The sequence below is a fragment of the Streptomyces milbemycinicus genome (assembly GCF_002154605.1).
In the GTDB taxonomy this organism is placed as follows: Bacteria; Actinomycetota; Actinomycetes; order Streptomycetales; family Streptomycetaceae; genus Streptomyces; species Streptomyces milbemycinicus.
The window spans coordinates 1-22,538 of the sequence record NZ_MUNE01000199.1; the positions used below are offsets into that span (position 1 = coordinate 1).

Annotated in this window: 3 protein-coding genes and 1 pseudogene; all 4 read left to right on the forward strand. The window is 73.1% G+C overall.

All coding sequences use genetic code 11. The features are described from left to right. Positions 1-870: phosphopantetheine-binding protein (locus CCN51_RS17485; protein WP_143675826.1), on the forward strand; the 870-nt coding region annotated here is incomplete at its 5' end. A 61-nt stretch (positions 871-931) separates the two neighbouring features. Then, positions 932-11,668, forward strand: a pseudogene (locus tag CCN51_RS17490) (type I polyketide synthase); the annotation flags it as partial. Positions 11,669-11,780: 112 nt separating this feature from the next. Then, the gene (locus CCN51_RS17495; protein WP_014174577.1) at positions 11,781-12,836 is read left to right on the forward strand and encodes a DegT/DnrJ/EryC1/StrS family aminotransferase; all 1,056 of its coding nucleotides are present in this window, start codon (positions 11,781-11,783) and stop codon (positions 12,834-12,836) included. A 133-nt stretch (positions 12,837-12,969) separates the two neighbouring features. Then, the coding region (locus tag CCN51_RS17500; protein ID WP_143675827.1) for a type I polyketide synthase at positions 12,970-22,538 on the forward strand (9,569 nt) is incomplete at its 3' end.

Here is a 22,538-nt window from a genome sequence, read left to right on the forward strand (position 1 = left end):
GGTCAGGCGAACTACGCGGCGGCGAATGTATTCCTGGACGCTCTCGCCCAGCATCGGCATGAGGAGGGCCTGCCCGCCACCTCCGTCGCCTTCGGCCTATGGTCGGACACCGGCATGGGCGGCCTGCTGAGCCAGGTGGACCGCGCCCGGCTGCTGCGCCAGGGGCTGCTGCCGCTTTCGGCCGCCGAGGGGTTGCGGGCGTTCGACGCCGCGCTGGCGTCCGGGGTGGCGACGGTGACGGCCTCGCGTGTGGATACGGCTGCCTTGCGTACTCGTAGGGGTGAGATTCCCGCGCTGTTGCGCGGGTTGGTCCCGGCGTCGCGCAGGCTGAGCAGGGAGGCCGCGGGCGGCGGTGACGCCGACGGCCTCAAGCGGCAGCTGTCCGGGCTGGACACACAGGAACGGCTGGACCTGCTGACCAATCTGGTACGCGGCCATGTCGCCGCCATTCTGGGCCACGGTTCCGCCGACGCGGTCGAGGCGGACCGTAATTTCAACGAGCTCGGATTCGACTCGCTGACCGCGGTGGAACTGCGCAACCAGCTCAACGCGGCGACCGGACTCCGGCTGCCCGCCACCTTGGTCTTCGACTACCCCACCGCACAGGCCGCCGCGGGGTACATGGCGGCTCAGCTGTCCGATGACAACGAGATCACGGATCCGGCCCTGCACGAGATCGACCGGCTGGAAGAGCTGCTGTCCTCGGTGTCCGACGACGAACGACGCCGCGCCGTGACCGTGCGGCTGCAATCCCTGCTGCTCAAGTGGACCGGTGGCGAGTCCGATTCGGCCTCGGTGGAATCCCGGATCGGTTCGTCCTCGGCGGAAGAGATCTTCGCCTTCATCGACAACGAGCTGGACCTCCACTGAGCCGACGACCGGCGACCATCTGACCGAATACGGGTGAAGGCTTGCTATGGACGACGAAAAGCTCCTCGAATACCTCCGGAAGGTGACGACGGACCTGCACCAGACCCGTCAGCGGGTGCTCGCGCTGGAGACGGGCGAGCGGGAGCCGATCGCGATCGTCGGGATGAGCTGCCGCTATCCGGGCGGGGTGACGTCGCCGGAGGAGCTGTGGCGGTTGGTCGCCGAGGGCACGGATGCCATCTCGGCGTTTCCCACGGACCGCGGCCGGCCGTCCGGCTACCCGGTGGGGCGGGGATGGGACCTGTCGGAGCTGTACGACCCGGAGCCGGGCACACCGGGCAAGTCGTATACGCGTTCGGGGGGCTTCCTCCACGACGCGGCCGACTTCGATCCGGGCTTCTTCGGGATCTCACCGCGCGAAGCCCTGCACATGGATCCGCAGCAGCGGCTGTTGCTGGAGACCTCGTGGGAGGCCGTCGAGCGGGCGGCGATCGACCCGGCCTCGCTGAAGGGCAGCCGGACCGGTGTCTTCATGGGGCTGATGTACCACGACTACGGCCTCGACGGGGCCTCGGGCTCCATTGCCTCCGGGCGGCTGTCGTACTTCTACGGGCTGGAGGGGCCGGCCGTCACCCTCGACACCGCGTGCTCGTCGTCGCTGGTCGCCCTGCACTGGGCGGTGCAGTCGCTGCGGACCGGCGAGTGTTCGCTGGCCCTGGCCGGTGGTGTCACGGTGATGTCCACCCCCGGGGTGATCATCGACTTCAGCGCTCAGCGGGGCCTGTCCGAGGACGGCCGGTGCAAGGCGTTCGCCGAGGCGGCGGACGGCACCGGGCTGTCGGAGGGGGTCGGCATCCTCGTACTGGAGCGGCTGTCCGACGCGGAGCGCAACGGCCACCAGGTGCTCGCGGTCATCCGCGGCACCGCGGTGAACCAGGACGGGGCGTCCAACGGCCTGACCGCGCCCAACGGCCCCGCCCAGCAGCGCGTCATCCGGGAAGCCCTCGACAACGCCCGGCTGACGACGTCGGACGTGGACGCGGTGGAGGCGCACGGCACCGGCACCACCCTGGGCGACCCCATCGAGGCACAGGCGATCCTCGCCACCTACGGCCAGGGCCGGGACGCCGACAGTCCGCTGTGGCTGGGGTCGATCAAGTCCAACATCGGGCACTCCCAGGCCGCCGCGGGCGTGGCCGGTGTGATCAAGATGGTCATGGCGCTGCGCCACGGCACGCTGCCCAGGACGCTGCACATCGATCGGCCGTCGTCCCATGTGGACTGGTCGGCGGGGGCGGTGGAACTGCTGACCGACCCGGTCGAGTGGCCGGACCCCGGGCGCCCGCGCCGGGCGGGGGTGTCGTCGTTCGGCATGAGCGGCACCAACGCGCATGTCATCGTCGAACAGGCGCCACCGGCCGAGCAGGAGCCGGACCCGGGGACCCATGTCCCCCCCGTCGTACCGTGGCCGGTGTCGGCGAAGACAGAGGAGGCGCTGGACGGCCAGATCGAGCGCGTCACCGCGCTTCTGACGGACACCGGGCCCAGAGCGGTGGACGTCGGTTTCTCGCTGGTGACGGGTCGGCCCGCGTTCGAACACCGTGCTGTACTGCTGGCCGGTCCGGACGGTGTGGCGCGGGCAGCCCGGGGCGTGGCGCGGCCGGGCGGCGGGCTCGGGTTGCTGTTCTCGGGCCAGGGCAGCCAGCGGGCGGGGATGGGCCGGGAGCTGTACGAGCGGTTCCCGGTGTTCGCGCAGGCTCTGGACGAGGTGTTGGGGCACCTCGACGGACACCTCGACGGACACCTCGACCGTCCGCTGCGTCAGGTGATGTTCGCTCAGGCCGGGTCGGCCGAGGCCGCGCTGCTGGATGAGACGGGGTGGGCGCAGCCCGCGCTGTTCGCTCTCGAAGTGGCGCTGTTCCGGCTGGTGGAGTCGTGGGGGGTGCGCCCCGACCACCTGGCGGGGCATTCGGTGGGCGAGGTGGCCGCCGCCCATGTGGCGGGCGTGTTGTCGCTCGAGGACGCGTGCGCGCTGGTGGCGGCCCGCGGCCGGCTGATGCAGGCGCTGCCCGCCGGTGGCGTGATGGTGTCGCTGCAGGCCACCGAGGGGGAGGTGATTCCGTATCTGGGCGAGAGCGTGTCGATCGCGGCGGTGAACGGCCCCCAGTCGGTTGTGATCTCCGGCGACGAGTCCGCGGTGTCCAAGGTCGCGGCGTGGTTCGGGGACGACGGGCGCAAGACCAAACGGCTGACGGTCAGCCATGCCTTTCACTCCCCGCTGATGGAGCCCATGCTGGAGGAGTTCCGGGCCGTGGTGGCCGGGATGTCCTTCCAGGCCCCGCGCATCCCACTGGTCTCCGATGTGACCGGTGCGCCCGCGCCGGCGGAACTTGTGTGTTCGCCCGAGTACTGGGTGCGGCATGCACGCGAGGCCGTCCGGTTCGCCGACGGGGTGGCCGCGATGGGCGCGGCCGGAGTGACCGCCTTCCTCGAAATCGGCCCGGACGGCGTGCTCTCCGCCATGGCGCGGGACAACCTGCCGGAGCGCTCCGGCGACACGGTCGTGGTTCCGGCGCTCCGCCGGGGCCGGGACGAGGAGACCACCCTGCTCACGGCCGTGGCGCGACTGCATGTCGCCGGGGTGGCGGTGGACTGGTCGGCGTTCTTCGCGGACACCGGGGCACACCCGGTCGAGTTGCCCACCTATGCCTTCCAGCGCGAGCGCTTCTGGCCCGAGGCGGCCGGGGAGGAGGAGGCGGACACCCGGGCCGCGGTCCATGCGGACCCTGCCGACGTGGAGTTCTGGACCGCGGTGGAGCGGGAGGACGTCGAGTCCCTGGCGTCGAGCCTGCGCGTCGACGGCGCGGCGCTGAGCCCCGTCGTACCCGCGCTGTCGTCATGGCGACGGCAGCGAAGGGAGCGGTCGCTGGTCGACGGCTGGCGCTACCGGGTGGTGTGGACGCCGCTGGCCGATACGGTGATGGACACCGCCCCCGGGACCTGGCTCGCGGTGGTGCCGGCGGGGTACGCCGAGGACGCGTGGGTGACCTCCGTACTCGCGGCCGTTGGGACCGATGCTGTCCTCTTGGAAGTCGGCGAGCCCGGAGCCGGTGAGGCGGATCGTACGGCCTTGGCGGGGCAGCTGGCCCAGGTGGCCACGGACGGGGCGGGTTTCGCGGGGGTGCTGTCGCTGCTGGCGCTGGGCGAGTCGGCGGTTGCCGACCATCCCGCCGTGCCCGTCGGCCTGGCGCGGACCGTGGCCTTGGTGCAGGCTCTCGGCGACGCCGGGATCGAGGCGCCGCTGTGGTGTGTGACCCGGGGCGCGGTGTCGATCGGCCGCTCGGACCGGGTGGCGAGCCCCGTTCAGGCCCAGGTGTGGGGCTTCGGCCGGGTGGCCGCGCTGGAGCATCCGCGACGCTGGGGCGGCCTGGTCGACCTGCCCGAGGAAGTCGACCGGCGGGCCGCCCGGCGGCTGGCCGGGGTGCTGGCCGCCGGGCCCGTCGGCGATGGCATGGGCGATGGCGACGGCAACGGCGAGGACCAGGTGGCGATCCGGCCGTCCGGTCTGTTCGGCCGCAGGCTGGCATCCGGCCGTACGGAGCGCGAGGAGCGGGGCTTCTCCGTGACGGGAACGGTGCTGGTGACCGGCGGCACCGGTGCGCTGGGCGCGGAAGTGGCGCGCTGGCTGGCCCGCAGTGGAGCCGAGCGGCTGGTGTTGACGAGCCGCCGCGGGCCGGACGCGCCGGGCGCGGCCCGGCTGGCGGCGGAGCTGGGCGAGTCGGGCTGCCAGGTCTCGATCGTGGCTTGTGATGTGGCGGATCGCCCGGCGCTGGCCGCGGTGCTGGCCGACATCCCCGCCGACACCCCGCTGACCGGCGTCGTCCACACGGCCGGTGTCGGCAGGTCGGTCCCGGTGGGAGAGATGGGCCCCGCGGATGTCGCCGACATCGTGTCCGCCAAGGTGGCGGGCGCGGCCAACCTCGATGCGCTGCTCGGCGATCGGCCGCTGGACCTGTTCGTGCTGTTCTCCTCGATCGCCGGGGTGTGGGGCAGCGGTGGGCAGAGCGCGTACGGAGCGGCCAACGCGTATCTGGACGCCCTGGCCGAGGCCAGGCGGGCGCGCGGCGCCACGGCCACGTCGGTGGCCTGGGGCGCCTGGGCCGGGGCCGGAATGGCCACCGAGGACGCGATGTCCGAGTATCTGCTCCGGCGCGGGCTCGGTCTCCTCGCCCCCGATCTGGCCATCAGCGCGCTGCGGGATGCGGTGACCCGGCAGGACGCGGCCGTGACCGTGGCCGACGTCGACTGGGAGCGTTTCGCCCCCGCCTTCCTGTCGGCCCGGCCCAGCCCTCTGCTGTCCGGGCTCCCCGAGGTCCGGCGCGTCCTCGAGCGGGCCCGGGCGGCACGGCAGGGGGAGCGGTCGGCGGTCGCCGCGTTCCGGGAGCGGCTGGAGAGCCTGCCGGACGCCGGGCGCGCCGAGTTGCTGCTCGGCCTGGTACGCGATCAGGCCGCGGCCGTGCTCGGACACGCCGACGCGGACGCGATCGGCGCCGACCGCGCCTTCAGGGAGCTCGGGTTCGACTCGTTGACCGCGGTGGAGCTGCGTAATGTGCTGGACGCCGTCACCGGCCTGAGCCTGCCGTCCACCCTCGTTTTCGACTACCCCACCCCGCTCGTCCTCACGGACTTTCTGCTCACCGAGCTGTTCGGCGACGGGGACGAAGTGGCGGCGCCCGCCGTGGTCGCAGGCCGCCGCCGGACGGATCTACGCGACACCGACGACGACCCGATCGTGATCGTGGGCATGGGCTGCCGCTACCCCGGTGATGTCGGCTCGCCCGAGGACCTGTGGCGGCTGGTGGCCGACGGCCGGGACGCGATGTCCCCGTTCCCCGCCGACCGCGGCTGGCCGCTGGAGGGGGACTATGTGCGGGAGGGCGGATTCCTCTCCGCCGCGGGCCACTTCGACGCGGGCTTCTTCGGCATCTCCCCGCGCGAGGCGCTGGCCACCGACCCGCAGCAGCGCCTGCTGCTGGAGGTCGCCTGGGAGGCCCTGGAGCGGGCGGGCATCGACCCGGCCGGACTGCGCGGCAGCGACACGGGCGTGTTCATCGGCGCCGCCGGGAGCGGCTACACCCCGCCCCCGGAGCTCCAGGGCCGCTATCTCACAGGCGAGGCCACCAGTGTGATCTCCGGTCGGCTGTCGTACACCCTCGGCATGGAGGGCCCCGCGGTGACGGTGGACACGGCCTGCTCGGCGTCGCTGGTGGCGCTGCACTGGGCCGCGCGGGCGCTGCGTTCGGGCGAGTGTTCCCTGGCGCTGGCCGGTGGCGTGGCGGTGATGGCCAACCCCGGGCCGTTCCTGGCCTTCAACGCACAGGGCGGGCTGGCCGCCGACGGCCGCTGCAAGGCGTTCTCGGAGTCCGCGGACGGCACCGGCTGGGCCGAGGGAGCGGGGCTGGTCGCCTTGGAGCGGCTGTCGGACGCCCGGCGTAACGGGCATGAGGTGGTGGCCGTCCTGCGCGGCTCTGCCGTCAACCAGGACGGCGCGTCGAACGGCCTGACGGCTCCCAACGGCCCGTCCCAGCAGCGGGTGATCCGCCAGGCGCTGGCGGACGCCGGGCTGGCGGCCGCGGATGTGGACGCCGTGGAGGGGCACGGCACCGGTACGCCACTGGGCGACCCGATCGAGGCCCAGGCGCTGCTCGCGACGTACGGCCGTCGGCCCGCCGAGGCGGCGCCGCTGTGGCTGGGGTCGGTCAAGTCCAACATCGGCCACGCCCAGGCGGCCGCAGGTATCGCGGGGGTCATCAAGATGGCGATGGCGCTACGGCACGGGGCGCTGCCCAGGACGCTGCACGTGGACGCGCCTTCCTCGCATGTGGACTGGTCGGCGGGGGCGGTGGGGCTGCTCACCGAACCGGTGCCCTGGCCGGCAGGCGACAAGGCCCGCAGGGCGGGCATCTCGTCGTTCGGGATCAGCGGCACCAACGCGCATGTGATCCTCGAAGAGGCACCGGCGCCGGAGCGCGGACCCAGTGACGTGGCCCCGCCGTCCGACCGGCCGGCGCCCTGGTTCGTCTCCGGAGCCACCGAGGAGGCGCTGCGCGCCCAGACCGACCGGCTGTTGGCACACCTGGAACACCACCCCGTCCTCCGGCCGCTGGACGTGGCGTTTTCGCTGGCGACGAGCCGTTCCGCGCTCGACCACCGAGTGGCGCTGCTGGCCACCGGCGACGGGGTCGTGGAGCTGGCCCGGGGTACGGCCGGTGGGGGCCGCAAGACGGCGTTCCTGTTCGCGGGCCAGGGCTCACAGCGACCCGGCATGGGCCGGGAGCTGTACGACCGCTTCCCGGAGTTCGCGCAGGCCCTGGACGCGGTCTTCGCGCATCTGGACACCCTGCTGGACCGGCCCCTGCGGGATGTGGTGTTCGCCGAGCCGGACACCCCCGAGGCCGCCGGGCTCGACCGGACCGAGTGCACCCAGCCCGCGCTCTTCGCCCTCGAGGTCGCTCTGTTCCGGCTGCTGGAGTCCTGGGGTGTCACCCCGGACCAGGTGGCGGGCCACTCGATCGGCGAGATCGCGGCCGCCCATGTCGCGGGTGTGCTGTCCCTCGCGGACGCGTGCGCGCTGGTGGCGGCGCGTGGCCGGCTGATGCAGGCGCTGCCCGCCGGCGGCGCGATGGTGTCGCTGCAGGCCACTGAGGAGGAGGTGACACCGCTGCTGGCCGACCGCGCCGACAGCGTGTCCCTCGCCGCCGTCAACGGCCCGCGCTCGGTGGTGATCGCCGGGGCCGAGGACGCGGTGCTGGAACTCACCGGCCTCTTCACCGCCGACGGCCGCAAGACCCGGCGGCTGACGGTCAGCCACGCCTTCCACTCGCCCCTCATGGAGCCGATGCTGGAGGACTTCCGGCGGGTCGCCGCAACCCTTGCGTACCAGGCCCCGCGGATCCCGCTGGTGTCCACCCTGACCGGCCACCCGGCCACGGCGGAGGAGATCGGCTCGCCCGACTACTGGGTGCGACACGCACGCGAGGCGGTGCGGTTCGACGACGCGGTGCGCCGACTGGGCGACCAGGGCGTGGACACCTTCGTCGAGATCGGTCCGGATGCGGTCCTGTCCGCGCTGACCCGGGACATCCTGGGCGAACGTACCTCGGAGGCGGCCGTGGTGCCCCTGTGCCGCAAGGACCGCGGTGAGGAGGTCTCGGTCGTCGCGGCACTGGCCGGGCTGTATGTCACCGGCGCCGCGGTGCGGTGGGAGGCGTTCTTCGCGGGCAGCGGCGCGCGCCGTGTGGAGCTGCCGACGTACGCCTTCCAGCGCGAGCGCTACTGGTCGCCTGCGCTCCCCGCGGCCCACGACGCCTCCGGCCTGGGCCTGACGCCCGCCCGGCACCCTCTGCTCGGCGCCGAGGTGGAACTCGCGGGCTCCCAAGGTGTCCTCTTCACCGGCCGTCTGTCGGTGGGCTCCCACCCGTGGCTGGCCGACCATGTGGTGGGCGGCACGGCGCTCTTCCCGGGCACGGGCTTCCTGGAGCTCGCGACCCGCGCGGGCGACCAGGTCGGCTGCTCCCGAGTGGAGGAGCTCACCCTCGCCGAGCCGCTGGCCCTGGGCGAGCGGGACACGGCGGTCGTACAGCTGTGGGCGGGCGCACCCGACGCGTCGGGCCGCCGGGAGCTGAGCCTGTACTCACGCCCCGCCGAGGCGCCCGACCACCCGTGGACCCGGCATGCCACGGGCACCCTGGCCCCCGGCGAACCGCACGACACGCCGTACGACACACCCGACGCGCGGGAGGGCGCGGCCTGGCCTCCGCCGGGTGCCGAGCCCGTCGACGTGGACGGCTTCTACGAGCGCACCGCCGCGGACGGATTCGCATACGGCCCGGTCTTCCAGGGGCTGCGGGCGGTGTGGCGGCGCGGTGACGAGGTGTTCGTGGAGGCGGCCCTGCCGGAGGAGGCGCGGGACGCGGCCTCATTCGGGCTGCATCCGGCGCTGCTGGACGCCGCCCTGCACGCGGTGTCCTTCGTGGACCTGGGAGCGGGCGGGGGCGGCCGGCTGCCGTTCTCCTGGAACGGAGTGTCGCTGCACGCCGGTGGCGCCTCCGTGCTGCGCGTCCGGCTCGCCCGGGTCGGCACCGACGCGGTGGCGCTGACGGCGACCGATCCGGCCGGAGCCCCCGTACTCTCGGTGGACTCGCTGGTGCTGCGCCTGGTGTCGCCTGACGCCATGGCCCAGGACGGCGGCGCGGTGGCCCGCGACGCCCTGTTCCGCCTGGACTGGATTCCCGTCCACCGCGGCGAGGGCCGCGCGGCGGCGGACGGCGCCACGGACGCCGTCGAGCTGACGGACGCCACGGCGACGGGGCTGGCGGGGCTGGCGGCGCTGGAGTCGGTGCCTGACGCGGTGTCGGTGGCCATCGGCACGCGGGAGTTCACGGACGTGGCCGAGGTCCACCGAGCCGTCGCGCAGGTGCTCGCACTGGTCCAGACGTGGCTGACCGAGGACCGGTTCGCCGACTCCCGGCTGGTGTTCGTGACCCGGGGCGCGGTCGCCGACGACGACGGCGCATCCGTGACGGACCTCGCCGCCGCCGCGGCATGGGGGCTGGTGCGCTCGGCCCAGTCGGAGAACCCCGGCCGGTTCGTCCTGCTCGACCTCGGTGCGGAAGACGGCACACCGTCGGGGGATTACGGCGTGCTCTCCGGCCACCTGCCCGCTCTGCTGGCGTCGGGTGAGCCGCAGGCTGTCGTACGGGATGGCGCGCTGCTCGTCGGGCGCCTCGCCCGGCTGGCCCCGGACGAGGACGCCACCCAGCCGTGGGACGGCACGGGCACCGTACTGATCACGGGCGGGACCGGTGGTCTGGGCGGCGAACTGGCCCGCCATCTGGTGGCCGGGCACGGAGTGCGTCGACTGCTGCTGACGAGCCGTCGTGGGCTGGATGCTCCGGGTGCGGTGGAGTTGCGGGCGGAGTTGGCGGAGCTGGGTGCCGAGGTGTCGGTGGTGGCGTGTGATGTGGCGGACCGTGATGCGGTGGCGGGTGTGCTGGCGTCGATTCCGGTGGAGTATCCGCTGACGGCGGTGGTGCATGCGGCGGGTGTGCTGGATGACGGTGTGGTGGGGGCGCTGACGCCGGAGCGGCTGAGCGCCGTACTGCGCCCGAAGGTGGACGCGGCGTGGCATCTGCACGAGCTCACCCGCGACCTGGGCCTGGCCGCCTTTGTGATGTTCTCCTCCCTGGCCGGGGTCAGCGGCGCGGCCGGACAGGGCAACTACGCGGCGGCGAACGCCTTCCTGGACGCACTGGCCGGGTACCGCGTCGCACGTGGTCAGGCAGCGACATCCCTGGCCTGGGGCGCATGGGAGCAGAGCGCCGGGATGACCGCGACCCTGGACGGGGCCGAGCTGCGGCGCAGCGCGCGGACGGGCCTGCCACCGCTGTCCGTGGCCCAGGGCCTGGCCCTGTTCGACGCCGCGGTTCCGCTGCGCCACGCCAACCCAGTGCCGGTCCGGATGAACATGGCGACCCTGCGCGCCCACGCCGACCAACTACCGCCGCTGATGCGCGCCCTGGTGCCGCCGACCCGCCGTACCGCCACCGCCGCCACCCCGGACGGCACTGGTCCGGACTGGCTGCGCAGGCGCCTCGCCGGACTCACCGAGGACCAGCAGGACACCGCGGTGGAGGAGCTGGTACGCGGTTACGCGGCCACCCTGCTGGGCCACGGCGAGGCCGCGGCCGTCCACCCCGAACGCGACTTCCTGGAGCTGGGATTCGACTCGCTCAGCGCGATCGAGCTGCGCAACAAGCTCACCGCACTGACCGGGCTGCGACTGTCCCCGATGCTGGTGTTCGACAAGAAGACACCCGCCGAACTCGCCCGCTGGATACGTCGCGAGTTCGCCGGCCCCGGCGGAACCGGCCCACAGCCGACCTCGCGGGAGGGGACGGCCGGGGAACAGGACACCGTCAGCAGGATGTTCCGTACCGCGGTCGTCGAGGACAAGGTGGGCGACGGCTTCCATATGCTGCAGGCGATCGCCAAAATCCGGCCCACCTACGACCAGCCGGACGACCCCCGGCACATGGCCCGCCCGGTGTCCCTCGCCGACGGGCCCGCCACGCCCCGCCTGATCTGCCTCAGCTCGACCGTCGTCAACGGCGGTGTGCATCAGTACGCCCGGCTGGCCAGCCACTTCCGCGGCACCCGGCCGGTTTCGGCGATCCCGCTGCCCGGTTACGGTGCGGGGGAGAGCCTGCCCGCCACGGCCGAGGTCGCCCTGCGCACCCTGGCGGCGAGCATCGAGCAGGCCGCCGACCACGACCCCTACGTCCTGGTCGGCCACTCCTCGGCGGGCGCGCTCGCCTACTCCGTCACCGGCCATCTCGAGCGGACCGGCGGACGTCTGCCGGAGTCGGTCGTCATGATGGACACCTTCCGCCCCACCGGTGTGGAGTCGCAGGGCTCCTTGGTCGGCGGGCTGCTGGACCAGATCTTCCGGAGCGAGTCCGAGTTCGGGGAGTTCCACAGCGCGCGGCTGTCCGGCATGGCCCACTGGTTCGAGATCGCCGCACATCTGGAGTACGAGCCGGTGCCGATGCCGGTTCTGTTCCTCCAGTGCGCGGAGGGGTTCCCCGGCGCCGAGTCGGAGTTCGACCGCTGGCGCAGCTCCCCGCTTGACCCCTCGCACACCGTACGGCCGATGGCGGCCAATCACTTCTCGGTGATCGAGGAAAAGGCGGCGGACACCGCGCGTGCGATTGAGGAATGGCTAGTTCCGGGGCGGTGACCGGACCCTGCACCAAAGGGCTCTGGTACTTCCCTTAGTGATTCTGCATTGGGGTGCGGATAGAGTGGCGTAAGGGCAGCGCCCATGGCCCCACGGCTGAATGAGGAATGGCATGACCTTCACATACCAAGCCGCGAAACCATATCTGGTGGGCGCGGAATTGAAGTACGTCACCGAGGCGATCGCTTCCGGGTGGATATCGGCCGCGGGACCCTATGTTCGGCAGTTCGAGAACGAATTCGCGCGCTACAACGGAGTGGCGCACGGAGTGTCCTGCTCGTCGGGTACGGCCGCGCTCACCCTGGCGCTGCGCGCCCTTGGCGTGGGCCCCGGCGACGAGGTGCTGGTCCCCGAGTTCACGTTCGTCGCGTCCGCGTGGGCGGTCACCTATACGGGCGCGACGCCCGTCTTCGTCGACTGCGGTGACGACCTCAACATCGACGCGGCGCTCATCGAGTCCAAGATCACGCCGCGTACCAAGGTCATCATGCCCGTCCATGTCCACGGGCGCCGCTGCGATATGGGCGTGATCATGAGGATCGCGTTCGAGTACAACCTGCGGGTGATCGAGGATTCCGCCGAGGCGCACGGCGTCCGGCCGGTCGCCGACGTGGCGTGCTTCTCCCTTTTCGCCAACAAAATCATCACCTCCGGCGAGGGCGGCATCTGCCTGACCGACGACGGTAGGCTCGCCGAACAGATGGCGCATCTGCGCGGCATGGCCATCGGTCCCGAGCACGACTTCCTGCACAAGAAACTGGCCTACAACTTCCGTATGACCAATCTGCAGGCCGCAGTCGCTCTCGGGCAGCTGGAGAAGATAGACGAATTTCTCGACCGGCGCAGGAAGGTCGAGGCGTATTACGACGCCGGACTCGGGGACATCCAGGAAATCACCCGTATGCCGCCGCGGGATGTGTTGTGGATGTACGACGTGCTGGCCGAGCGACGCGATGAACTGTGCGCGTTTTTGGCCGAGGCGTCGATCGAGACCAGGCGGTTCTTTCAGCCGATGAGCAAGCAGCCCCTCTATTTCGATCCGGACTGGGCCTCTTTGAACGCCGGCCGCTTCACTGCGGACGGCCTGTGTCTGCCCACCCACACCGGACTGACCGAGGCGGACCAGGACTACATCATCGGCAAGGTCGCGGAGTTCTACGGGCGTTGACCCGGGCTGCCCGGGTGTGTTGGGCCGGCGCGGGGCCGGACGAGACAACTTGTGTGTGGGGAGCGGAGCGTTGAGTCCATCCGAGTCCAGTCCTGCCGACCGGCCCGGTACGCACCGGGAAAGTGCCATCGCTGTGGTGGGGCTGTCCTGCCGGCTCCCGTCCGCACCGGACCCCGCGCGGTTCTGGGAGCTGCTGCGCGACGGGGTGAGCGCGGTGTCCGAGCCGCCCCCCGGGCGTCGCGGACACGCCCACCACGAAAACGCCCACCATGAAAACGGCGACGGCGGCCCCGGTGACGGCGGCCCCGGCCATCGTGGGCACGGCGCCTTCCTGGCGGACGTCGACCGCTTCGACGCCGAGTTCTTCGGAATCTCCCCGCGCGAGGCCCGGGCGATGGACCCGCAGCAGCGCCTCATGCTGGAGCTGGGCTGGGAGGTGCTCGAGGACGCCGGAATGCCGCCGGACGCCGTCCGCGGCAGTGACACCGGCGTGTTCGTCGGCGTGACCGCGGACGACTACGGCACCCTGGACCGGCGCCGGGGCGTCGCGGGCATCGGCCACCACACCCTCACCGGGCTGAACCGCAGCATCATCGCCAACCGCGTCTCCTACTTCCTCGGGCTGCGCGGCCCCAGCCTGGTGGTCGACACCGGGCAGTCGTCGTCCCTGGTCGCGGTCCACCTCGCCTGCGAAAGCCTGCGCCGCGGCGAGTCACGGACCGCGCTGGCCGGCGGTGTCCAGCTGAACCTCACGCCCGAGAGCACCGAGGCCGCGGCCCGCTTCGGTGGCCTGTCCCCGGACGGCCGGTGCTTCACCTTCGACGAGCGCGCCAACGGCTACGTCCGTGGTGAGGGCGGCGGTCTCGTCCTGCTCAAGCCGCTGGCGGACGCCGTGGCCGACGGCGACGAGATCTACTGCGTCATCGAGGGCGGCGCGGTCAACAACGACGGCGCCGGCGACGCCCTGACCACCCCCGACCAGCGGGCCCAGCAGGCCGTGCTGCGCGCGGCCTGCCGCCGCGCGGGCGCCGACCCGACCGCCGTACGGTACGTCGAACTGCACGGCACCGGCACCCGCGTCGGCGATCCCGTCGAGGCCGCCGCCCTCGGCGCGGTGTACGGGGCAGGCCGTCCCGCCGACGAGCCACTGCTGGTCGGCTCCGCGAAGACCAACGTCGGCCACCTGGAAGGCGCGGCGGGCATCGTCGGGCTGCTGAAGGTCGCGCTCTCGCTCCGCCACGGCACCCTGCCCGCGAGCCTGAACTTCGAGCGGCCCAACCCGCGGATACGGTTCGACGAGTGGCGCCTCGACGTGGTGACGTCGCCGCGCCCCTGGCCCGCCCACAACGGCTCGGTCCTGGCCGGGGTGTCGTCGTTCGGCATGGGCGGCACCAACTGCCACCTCGTCGTATCGGACGCCGCGTCGCTAGGGCGCGCCACGTCCGCCGCGGCGGGACCGGCCACAGACCTCATGGCGGCCGCGGACGGCGAGGGCCCCGAGCCCGGCTTTGTGCCGTGGCTGCTGTCGGGCAGGACACCGGACGCGCTACGCGCGCAGGCGGCCCGGCTCGCGGCCCATGTAACCGGCGATGGCGGCGCGGCCGGGCCGGATGACGCGGACGGCGGCCCGGAAACCAGTCCGGCGGCCATCGCGGATGTGGGCTTCTCCCTGGCCACGACGCGGGCCACGTTCGACCATCGCGCCGTGGTCCTCGCCCGGCACCGGGACGGTGCACTGCGCACCCTGACCGTGCTTGCCGACGGCACCCCTGGCAGCGGCGCGATCCAAGGCTCGGCGCCGTACTCTGCCGCCACCACCGCGTTTCTGTTCTCCGGCCAGGGCTCGCAGCGGGCCGGGGCCGGGCAGGAGCTGTACCGGCGGTATCCGGTGTTCGCACGGGCGCTGGACGACGTCTGCTCCCTGATGGACGGACACCTCGAACGGCCGCTGCGCGAGGTGATGTTCGCGCCGGAGGGCACCGACGACGCCGATCTGCTGCACCGCACCGCCTACACCCAGCCCGCGCTCTTCGCCCTCCACGTGGCCCTCTTCCGGCTGCTGGAGTCCTGGGGCACCACCGCGGACTTCGTGGCCGGGCACTCGATCGGGGCCGTCGCCGCCGCCCACGTGGCCGGGGTACTGTCCCTCGCGGACGCGTGCACGCTGGTGGCGGCGCGTGGCCGGCTGATGCAGGCGCTGCCCACCGGCGGCGCGATGGCCTCGATCCAGGCCCCCGAGGACGAGGTGCGTCCGCTGCTGGCCGGTCGGGAGCACGAGATCTCCCTCGCGGCGGTCAACGGCCCGGCGTCCGTGGTCGTCGCCGGCGCCGAGGACGCGGTCGAGGACGTCGTCGCACACTTCGCCGACGCGGGGCGCAGAACCAAGCGCCTGCGGGTCTCCCATGCGTTCCACTCGCCCCGCATGGACGCCATGCTCGACGACTTCCGCCAGGTCGTGGCCGGGCTGTCCCTCGCCGGGCCCCGGATCCCCGTGGTGTCCGACCTCACCGGCGAACTCGCGACCGCCGAGCAGCTGTGCTCCGCGGAGTACTGGGCGCGGCACGCCCGCGAGACCGTGCGCTTCGCGGACACCGTACGTACCCTGCGGGGCCGTGGCGCCGGCGCGTTCCTGGAGTTGGGGCCGGACGGGGTGCTCACCGGGATGACCCGGGAATGCCTCGACCAGCTTCCCACAAGTGCCGCGGACGCCGAAGACACTCAAGGTCCCATCGACACGCCCCCCGCGGTCGTCAGGACACTCCGCCCCGGCAGTGACGAGTCGCTGACGGTACTGACCGCGATGGCCGAACTGCACGTCCACGGCGTCCCGGTGCGCTGGGATGCCTACTTCGCCCAGCGGGGCGGCAGGCGAGTGGCACTGCCCACCTACGCCTTCCAGCGGGAACGCCACTGGCTGGACGGACAACCGGCGGGCCAGGTCACCGAATACAGCCCCGCCGCGCTCCCTGGTGCCCCCGAGCCCGTACCAGGCGAGGCGCCCGCGCCCGCGGAGCCGGCTGCCAGGCGGCCGCGTGTGGACATGGCGCGGCTGGTGCGGGCCGAGACCGCGATGGTGCTCGGCTACGCCGAACCGGAGCGGGTCGACACGAGCCTGACGTTCAAACAACTCGGCTTCGACTCCACCATGACCGTGGAACTCATGTCCCGGCTGAGGTCCGCCACCGGTCTGCGACTGCCCGACACCGCACTGTTCGACCACCCCACACCGGACCGGATCGCCGCCCGGCTGGCCACCGAGACCAGCGGCGCCACCGGCACCGGCGAGACCCCGCCCCGGGCCCCCGCCGCGCCCGCCGACGAACCGGTGGTCATCGTGGGCATGGGCTGCCGCTACCCGGGCGGGGTCGATACCCCCGAGGCGCTGTGGGACCTGGTGGCGAGCGAAGCCGACGCCGTCTCTGCGATGCCGGCCGACCGCGGCTGGGCGGCCGAGGTGCTGGCCACACAGCGGCCGGGCGGTTTCCTGTACGACGCCGACCGGTTCGACGCGGCGCTGTTCGGGATCTCGCCCCGGGAAGCCCTCGCCATGGATCCCCAGCAGCGGCTGGCGCTCGAAGTGACCTGGGAGGCCGTCGAGCGGGCGGGGATCGCGCCCTCGTCACTGCACGGCAGCCGGACCGGTGTGTTCGTCGGCGCGATGGCCCAGGACTACGGCCCGCGGCTGCACGAGGCGACCGGCGACGCCGAGGGCTATGTGCTGACCGGAACGTCTCCCAGCGTCCTGTCCGGCCGGGTCGCCTATACGCTCGGACTGCGCGGGCCGGCGCTCACGGTCGACACCGCCTGCTCCTCGTCGCTGGTGGCCCTCCACCTTGCGGCCCAGTCGCTGCGCAGCGGCGAATGCTCACTGGCCCTGGCCGGTGGCGTCACCGTGATGTCCGAGCCCGGCATCTTCGTGGAGTTCGCCAAGCAGGGCGGGCTGTCCGAGGACGGCCGGTGCAAGGCGTTCGCGGAGGCCGCCGACGGCACCGGCTGGTCCGAGGGCGTGGGCATGCTGGTGCTGGAGCGACTGTCGGACGCCCGCCGCAACGGCCACCGGGTCCTGGCGGTGCTGCGCGGCTCGGCGGTCAACTCCGACGGCGCGTCGAACGGGCTGACCGCGCCGAGCGGCGTGTCCCAGCAGCAGGTCATCGGCCAGGCGCTGGCCGGAGCGGGACTCGTCCCCGCGGACGTCGACGCCGTCGAGGCACACGGCACCGGCACCAGGCTGGGCGACCCCATCGAGGCGCAGGCGATCCTCGCCACCTACGGCCAGGGCCGGGACGCCGGGCGTCCGCTGCTGTTGGGGTCGATCAAGTCCAACATCGGACACACCCAGGCCGCGGCGGGTGTCGCGGGCGTCATCAAGATGGTCATGGCCATGCGCCAGGGCACGCTGCCCAGGACATTGCACGTGGACGCGCCGTCCTCGCATGTGGACTGGACGGCGGGCGCGGTGGAGCTGCTGACCGAGCCGATGTCGTGGCCGGAGGCGGAACGCCCGCGCCGCGCGGGGGTGTCCTCGTTCGGGATCAGCGGCACCAACGCCCATGTCATCGTCGAACAGGCACCCCACGAGCCGCCACCGGCCACCGCCGCGGAGCTCGCGCCCCCGGACACAACACCCGAGGCCGCCCCCCGCGTGGTGCCCTGGCCGGTGTCGGGTCGGACCGACGCCGCGCTGCGCGCCCAGCTCGACCGCCTGCACTCGTTCCTGGCCGACACCCGCGCCCCGGCGCCCGACATCGGCTACTCCCTCGCCACCACCCGCGCCCAGCTGGAGCACCGCGCGGTGCTGCTGTCCACGCCGGACGGCGTGGTGGAGGCGGCGCGGGGGGTCGCCGCGAGCGCGGGGCCCCTGACGCTGCTGTTCGCAGGTCAGGGCGCGCAGCGCATCGGGATGGGCCGCGAGCTGGCTCACCGTTTCCCCGTGTTCGCCCGCGCACTCGACGAGGTGTGCACGCTGCTGGACGGCGAGCTGGGCCGGCCGCTGCGCGAGGTGATGTTCGGCGCGGACGCCGCCGCGCTCGACCGTACGGAGTACGCGCAGCCCGCGCTGTTCGCGCTCGAAGTGGCGCTGTTCCGGCTGGCCGAGTCCTGGGGGATCGTCCCCGACCTCCTCATCGGTCACTCGATCGGCGAGATCGCCGCCGCGCATATCGCCGGTGTGCTCTCCCTCGGCGACGCGTGTGCCCTGGTGGCCGCGCGTGGCCGGCTGATGCAGGCGCTGCCCGAGGGCGGGGCCATGGTGGCGCTGCGGGCGGGCGAGGACGAGGTGGAGCCGCTGCTCGTGGACCACACCGACCGCGCACAACTCGCGGCGGTCAACGGCCCGTCCTCGGTGGTCCTCTCCGGCGACGCGGAGACCGTGGCGGACATCGCGGCCCGCTTCGAGGCGCGAGGCCGGAAGGCCACGCGGCTGCGGGTCAGCCATGCCTTCCACTCCCCGCTGATGGCCCCGATGCTCGCGGACTTCCGGGCGGCCGTCGAGCGGCTGGCCTTCCAGGAGCCGCGCGTCCCCATCCTCTCGACCGTCACCGGCGAGCTGGCCGACGCGGCACGGATCAGCACACCGGACTACTGGGTGGACCATGTCGTACGCCCGGTGCGGTTCGCCGCGGCGATCGCCGCGGCCGCCTCCGCCGGGTCCCGGGTGTTCCTGGAACTGGGCCCCGACGCGACACTCACGGCCCTGACCGGCGACAACCTCGCCGAGCTGCCGGGCGTCACCGCGGTGCCGATGCTCCGTACGGACCGCGGCGAGGACGACGAGACCGCCGTCGTGACCGCCGCGGCCCGTCTGCACGCGCACGGCGTCCCCGTACAGTGGCCCGCCCTGTTCACCGGGACCGGGGCGCGGCGGGTGGAGCTGCCGACGTACGCGTTCCAGCGCGAGCGCTACTGGGCCGGGCGGACGGCCGGTGCGGCCGATGTCGCATCGGCGGGCCTCGACCGGCCGGAACACCCGCTGCTGGGCGCCGTCGTGCGACTCCCGGACACCGGAGGGCTGCTGTGCACGGGCGTCCTGTCGACGACGGCCCAACCCTGGCTGGCCGACCATGTGGTGGCCGGGCAGGTGCTCTTCCCCGGCACCGGCTTCGTGGAGCTGGCGGTCCGGGCGGGCGACGAGGCCGGCTGCGGCCTGGTACGTGAACTCACCCTGACCGCGCCCCTAGTGCTGCCCGAACACGGCGGCATTCCCGTTCAGGTGGCCCTCGGCCCGCCCGACGACACCGACTGCCGGACCCTGGGGATCTACTCCCGCCCTGACGACGCGCCCGACGCGCCGTGGGTCCGGCACGCCACGGGCGTGCTCGCGCCCGGAGAGCCCGGCGCACCTGGGCGCGTGCCGGTCCCGGCGGACGAGGGCAACGCGGCCGATCAGTGGGCGTACGGCCGGACCTGGCCACCGGCCGACGCCGTGCCGGTCGACCTCGACGACTTCTACGAGCGGCGGAGCGCGGCCGGATTCGACTACGGCCCGGCGTTCCGGGGCGTACGCGCGCTCTGGCAGACCGAGGAGGCCGTACTGGCCGAGGTGGCGCTGCCCGGGCACATCGCGGGCGACGCAGCCGCGTTCGGCCTGCACCCGGCCCTGCTCGACGCCGCCCTGCACATCGTGTCGTACACCGGGCTCGACGACTCCGCGGGCGCAAGGCTGCCGTTCGCCTGGACCGAGGTGTCGCTGCACGCCTCGGGCGCCTCGGTGCTGCGGGTCCGGATGAGCCGCGCGGGCGACGACACGGTCACGCTGACCGTCGCCGACACGGAGGGCCAGGTGGTGGCCTCCGTACGCTCGCTGGCCCTCCTCCCGTACACGCCCGACGGTGGCGGCAGGGGCGGGCAACCGCTGCTGCGCCTGGATTGGGTGGCTGTGGACGCGGCGCCGTCGGCGGAGGATGGTCAGGCCCGTCGGTGGTCGGTGGCCGGCCCGCACGCCTGGGGGCTGGCCGACGTGCTGCGCTCGGCGGGCGAGACCGTGATCGACGAGGCCACGGCACCGGCGGATGTGGTCCTGGTCCCGGTCGCCGCACCGGCCGGGGCCGCGGCCGAGGACGACACGCTCGACGCGGTGCGCGCCGCCACCTCGGCGGCGCTGGACCGGTTGCAGCGGCATCTGCGGGACGCGGACGAGCCCGAGAACACGCCCGCGGTGGTGTTTGTGACGCGAGGCGCGGTGGCGACGGACGCCGACGCCTCGCCCGACCTGGTGGGCGCGGCGGTGTGGGGGCTGGTCCGCTCCGCCCAGCACGAGAGCCCCGGCCGTTTCGTCCTCCTGGACCTGGACCCGGATGGCACGGACGCCCCGCCCACGGCCGGGTCGCTGCGCGCGGCACTGGAGCTGGATGAGCCGCAACTCGCCGTACGCGAAGACCGCCTGCTGACGCTCCGGCTGACCCCTGTGCGCCCCTCGGAGCAGGTCGCCGAGCCCCGCCCGGAGGCCGTCTGGGACACCGACGGCACCGTACTGGTCACCGGTGGACTGAGCGGGCTGGGCGCCCAGGTGGCCCGGCATCTGGCCGATGCGCACGGCGTACGCCATCTCGTCCTGGCCGGACGCCGTGGCCGCGCCACCGAAGGCGCCGACGACCTGGTGGCGGAGCTGGCCCGGCTCGGCGCCGAGGTCTCCGTCGTCGCCTGCGATGTCTCGGACCGCGCCGCCGTCGCCCGGCTGATCGGTGACATCCCGGCGGCACATCCGCTGACCGGTGTGGTGCACGCCGCCGGTGTGCTCGACGACGGGCTGGTCGAGGCGCTGACCGAGGAACGACTGGACACGGTGTTCCGGCCGAAGGCGGCCGGTGCATGGCATCTGCACGAGCTCACCCGGAGCCATGACCTCACCGCGTTCACCGTGTTCTCCTCCGTGTTCGGCGTCCTGGGCAACGCCGGGCAGGGCAGCTACTCCGCGGCGAACGCGTTCCTGGACGCCCTCGTACGGCGGCGCGCCGCCCAGGGGCTGCCGGGCCTGGCCATCGCCTGGGGCCCATGGCCGCAGGGCAGCGGCATGACGAGCACCCTCACGGACGCCGAGATGCGCCGCATGACGCGGGCCGGCCTGCCACCGCTCACCGCTGAGCAGGGACTGGCCTGGTTCGACGCCGCGCCGACCGCGGGCGAACCGGCCGTCGTAGCGGCCCAGGTGGACCGCGCGGCGCTGCGCGCCCGAGGCACCGTGCCCGCCGCCTTCCGCGCACTGGTGCCCGCCCCGGTACGGCGGGCGGTGGCGGCCGGCGCGCCGGGCGCGGGGGCCGGCCCGTTGGCCGAGCTGGCGGGGCTGACCGGGGCCGACCTCACCGACGCGGTGTCCCGGCTGGTACGGACCGCGGTCGCCGCGGTGCTCGGGCATCCGTCCGCCGAGGCCGTGGATCCGTCGCTGACCTTCCAGGACCTCGGACTGGACTCGCTGACCTCGGTGGAGCTGCGCAACCAGCTCACCGAGACCACGGGCGTACGGCTGCCCACCACCCTCATCTTCGACTACCCCACCCCCGAGGCCGTCGCGCACTTCCTCAGCGCGCGCAGCCAGGGCACCACCGCCACCCCGCAGGTGCCCGCCGCCCCCACCGTGACCGGGGACCCGATCGTCATCGTGGGGATGGCCTGCCGCTATCCGGGCGGGGTGAGCTCCCCCGAGGAGCTGTGGGAGCTGACGGCTCAGGGCCGCGACGGCATCTCCGACTTCCCCGACGACCGGGGCTGGTCCCTGCCCGACGTGTCCTTCGCCCGCGTGGGCGGGTTTCTGTACGACGCAGGCGACTTCGACGCGGGTTTCTTCGGGATCTCCCCGCGCGAAGCGCTCGCCATCGACCCACAGCAACGGCTCCTGTTGGAGACGTCGTGGGAGGCCCTGGAACGCTCCGGGATGGACCCGCTGACGCTCAAGGGAAGCGCCACCGGTGTGTTCGCCGGTGTGATGTACCACGACTACCCGGTGGCCGGGGACGGCCTGCCCGAGGCGCTGCGCGGTTTCGTGGTCAACGGCACATCCGGCAGCGTGGCCTCGGGCCGGGTGGCCTACACCCTCGGCCTCGAAGGCCCGGCCGTCACCATCGACACCGCATGCTCGTCCTCGCTGGTCGCCGTGCACATGGCCGCGCAGGCACTGCGATCGGGGGAGTGCTCGCTGGCGCTCGCGGGCGGCGTCACCGTCATGGCGACCCCGGAGACCTTCGTCGACTTCGACCGTCAGGGCGGCCTGGCCTCCGACGGCCGCTGCAAGTCGTTCTCCGACACGGCCGACGGCACCGGCTGGTCGGAGGGCGTCGGCATGCTGGTGTTGGAGCGGTTGTCCGATGCCCGGCGCCTGGGGCATGAGGTGTTGGCGGTGGTGCGGGGTTCGGCGGTGAATCAGGATGGTGCGTCGAATGGTTTGACGGCGCCGAATGGTCCGTCGCAGCAGCGGGTGATTCGTCAGGCGTTGGCGAGTGCGGGGTTGTCTGCGGGTGATGTGGATGTGGTGGAGGCGCATGGTACGGGGACGGCGCTTGGTGATCCCATTGAGGCGCAGGCGTTGTTGGCCACGTACGGGCAGGATCGGGAGGCGGATCGTCCGCTGTTGCTGGGTTCGGTGAAGTCGAACATCGGTCATACGCAGGCGGCGGCGGGTGCTGCGGGCATTATCAAGATGGTGATGGCGATGCGTCGGGGTGCGGTGCCCAGGACGCTTCATCTGGAGGTGCCGTCCAGTCATGTGGACTG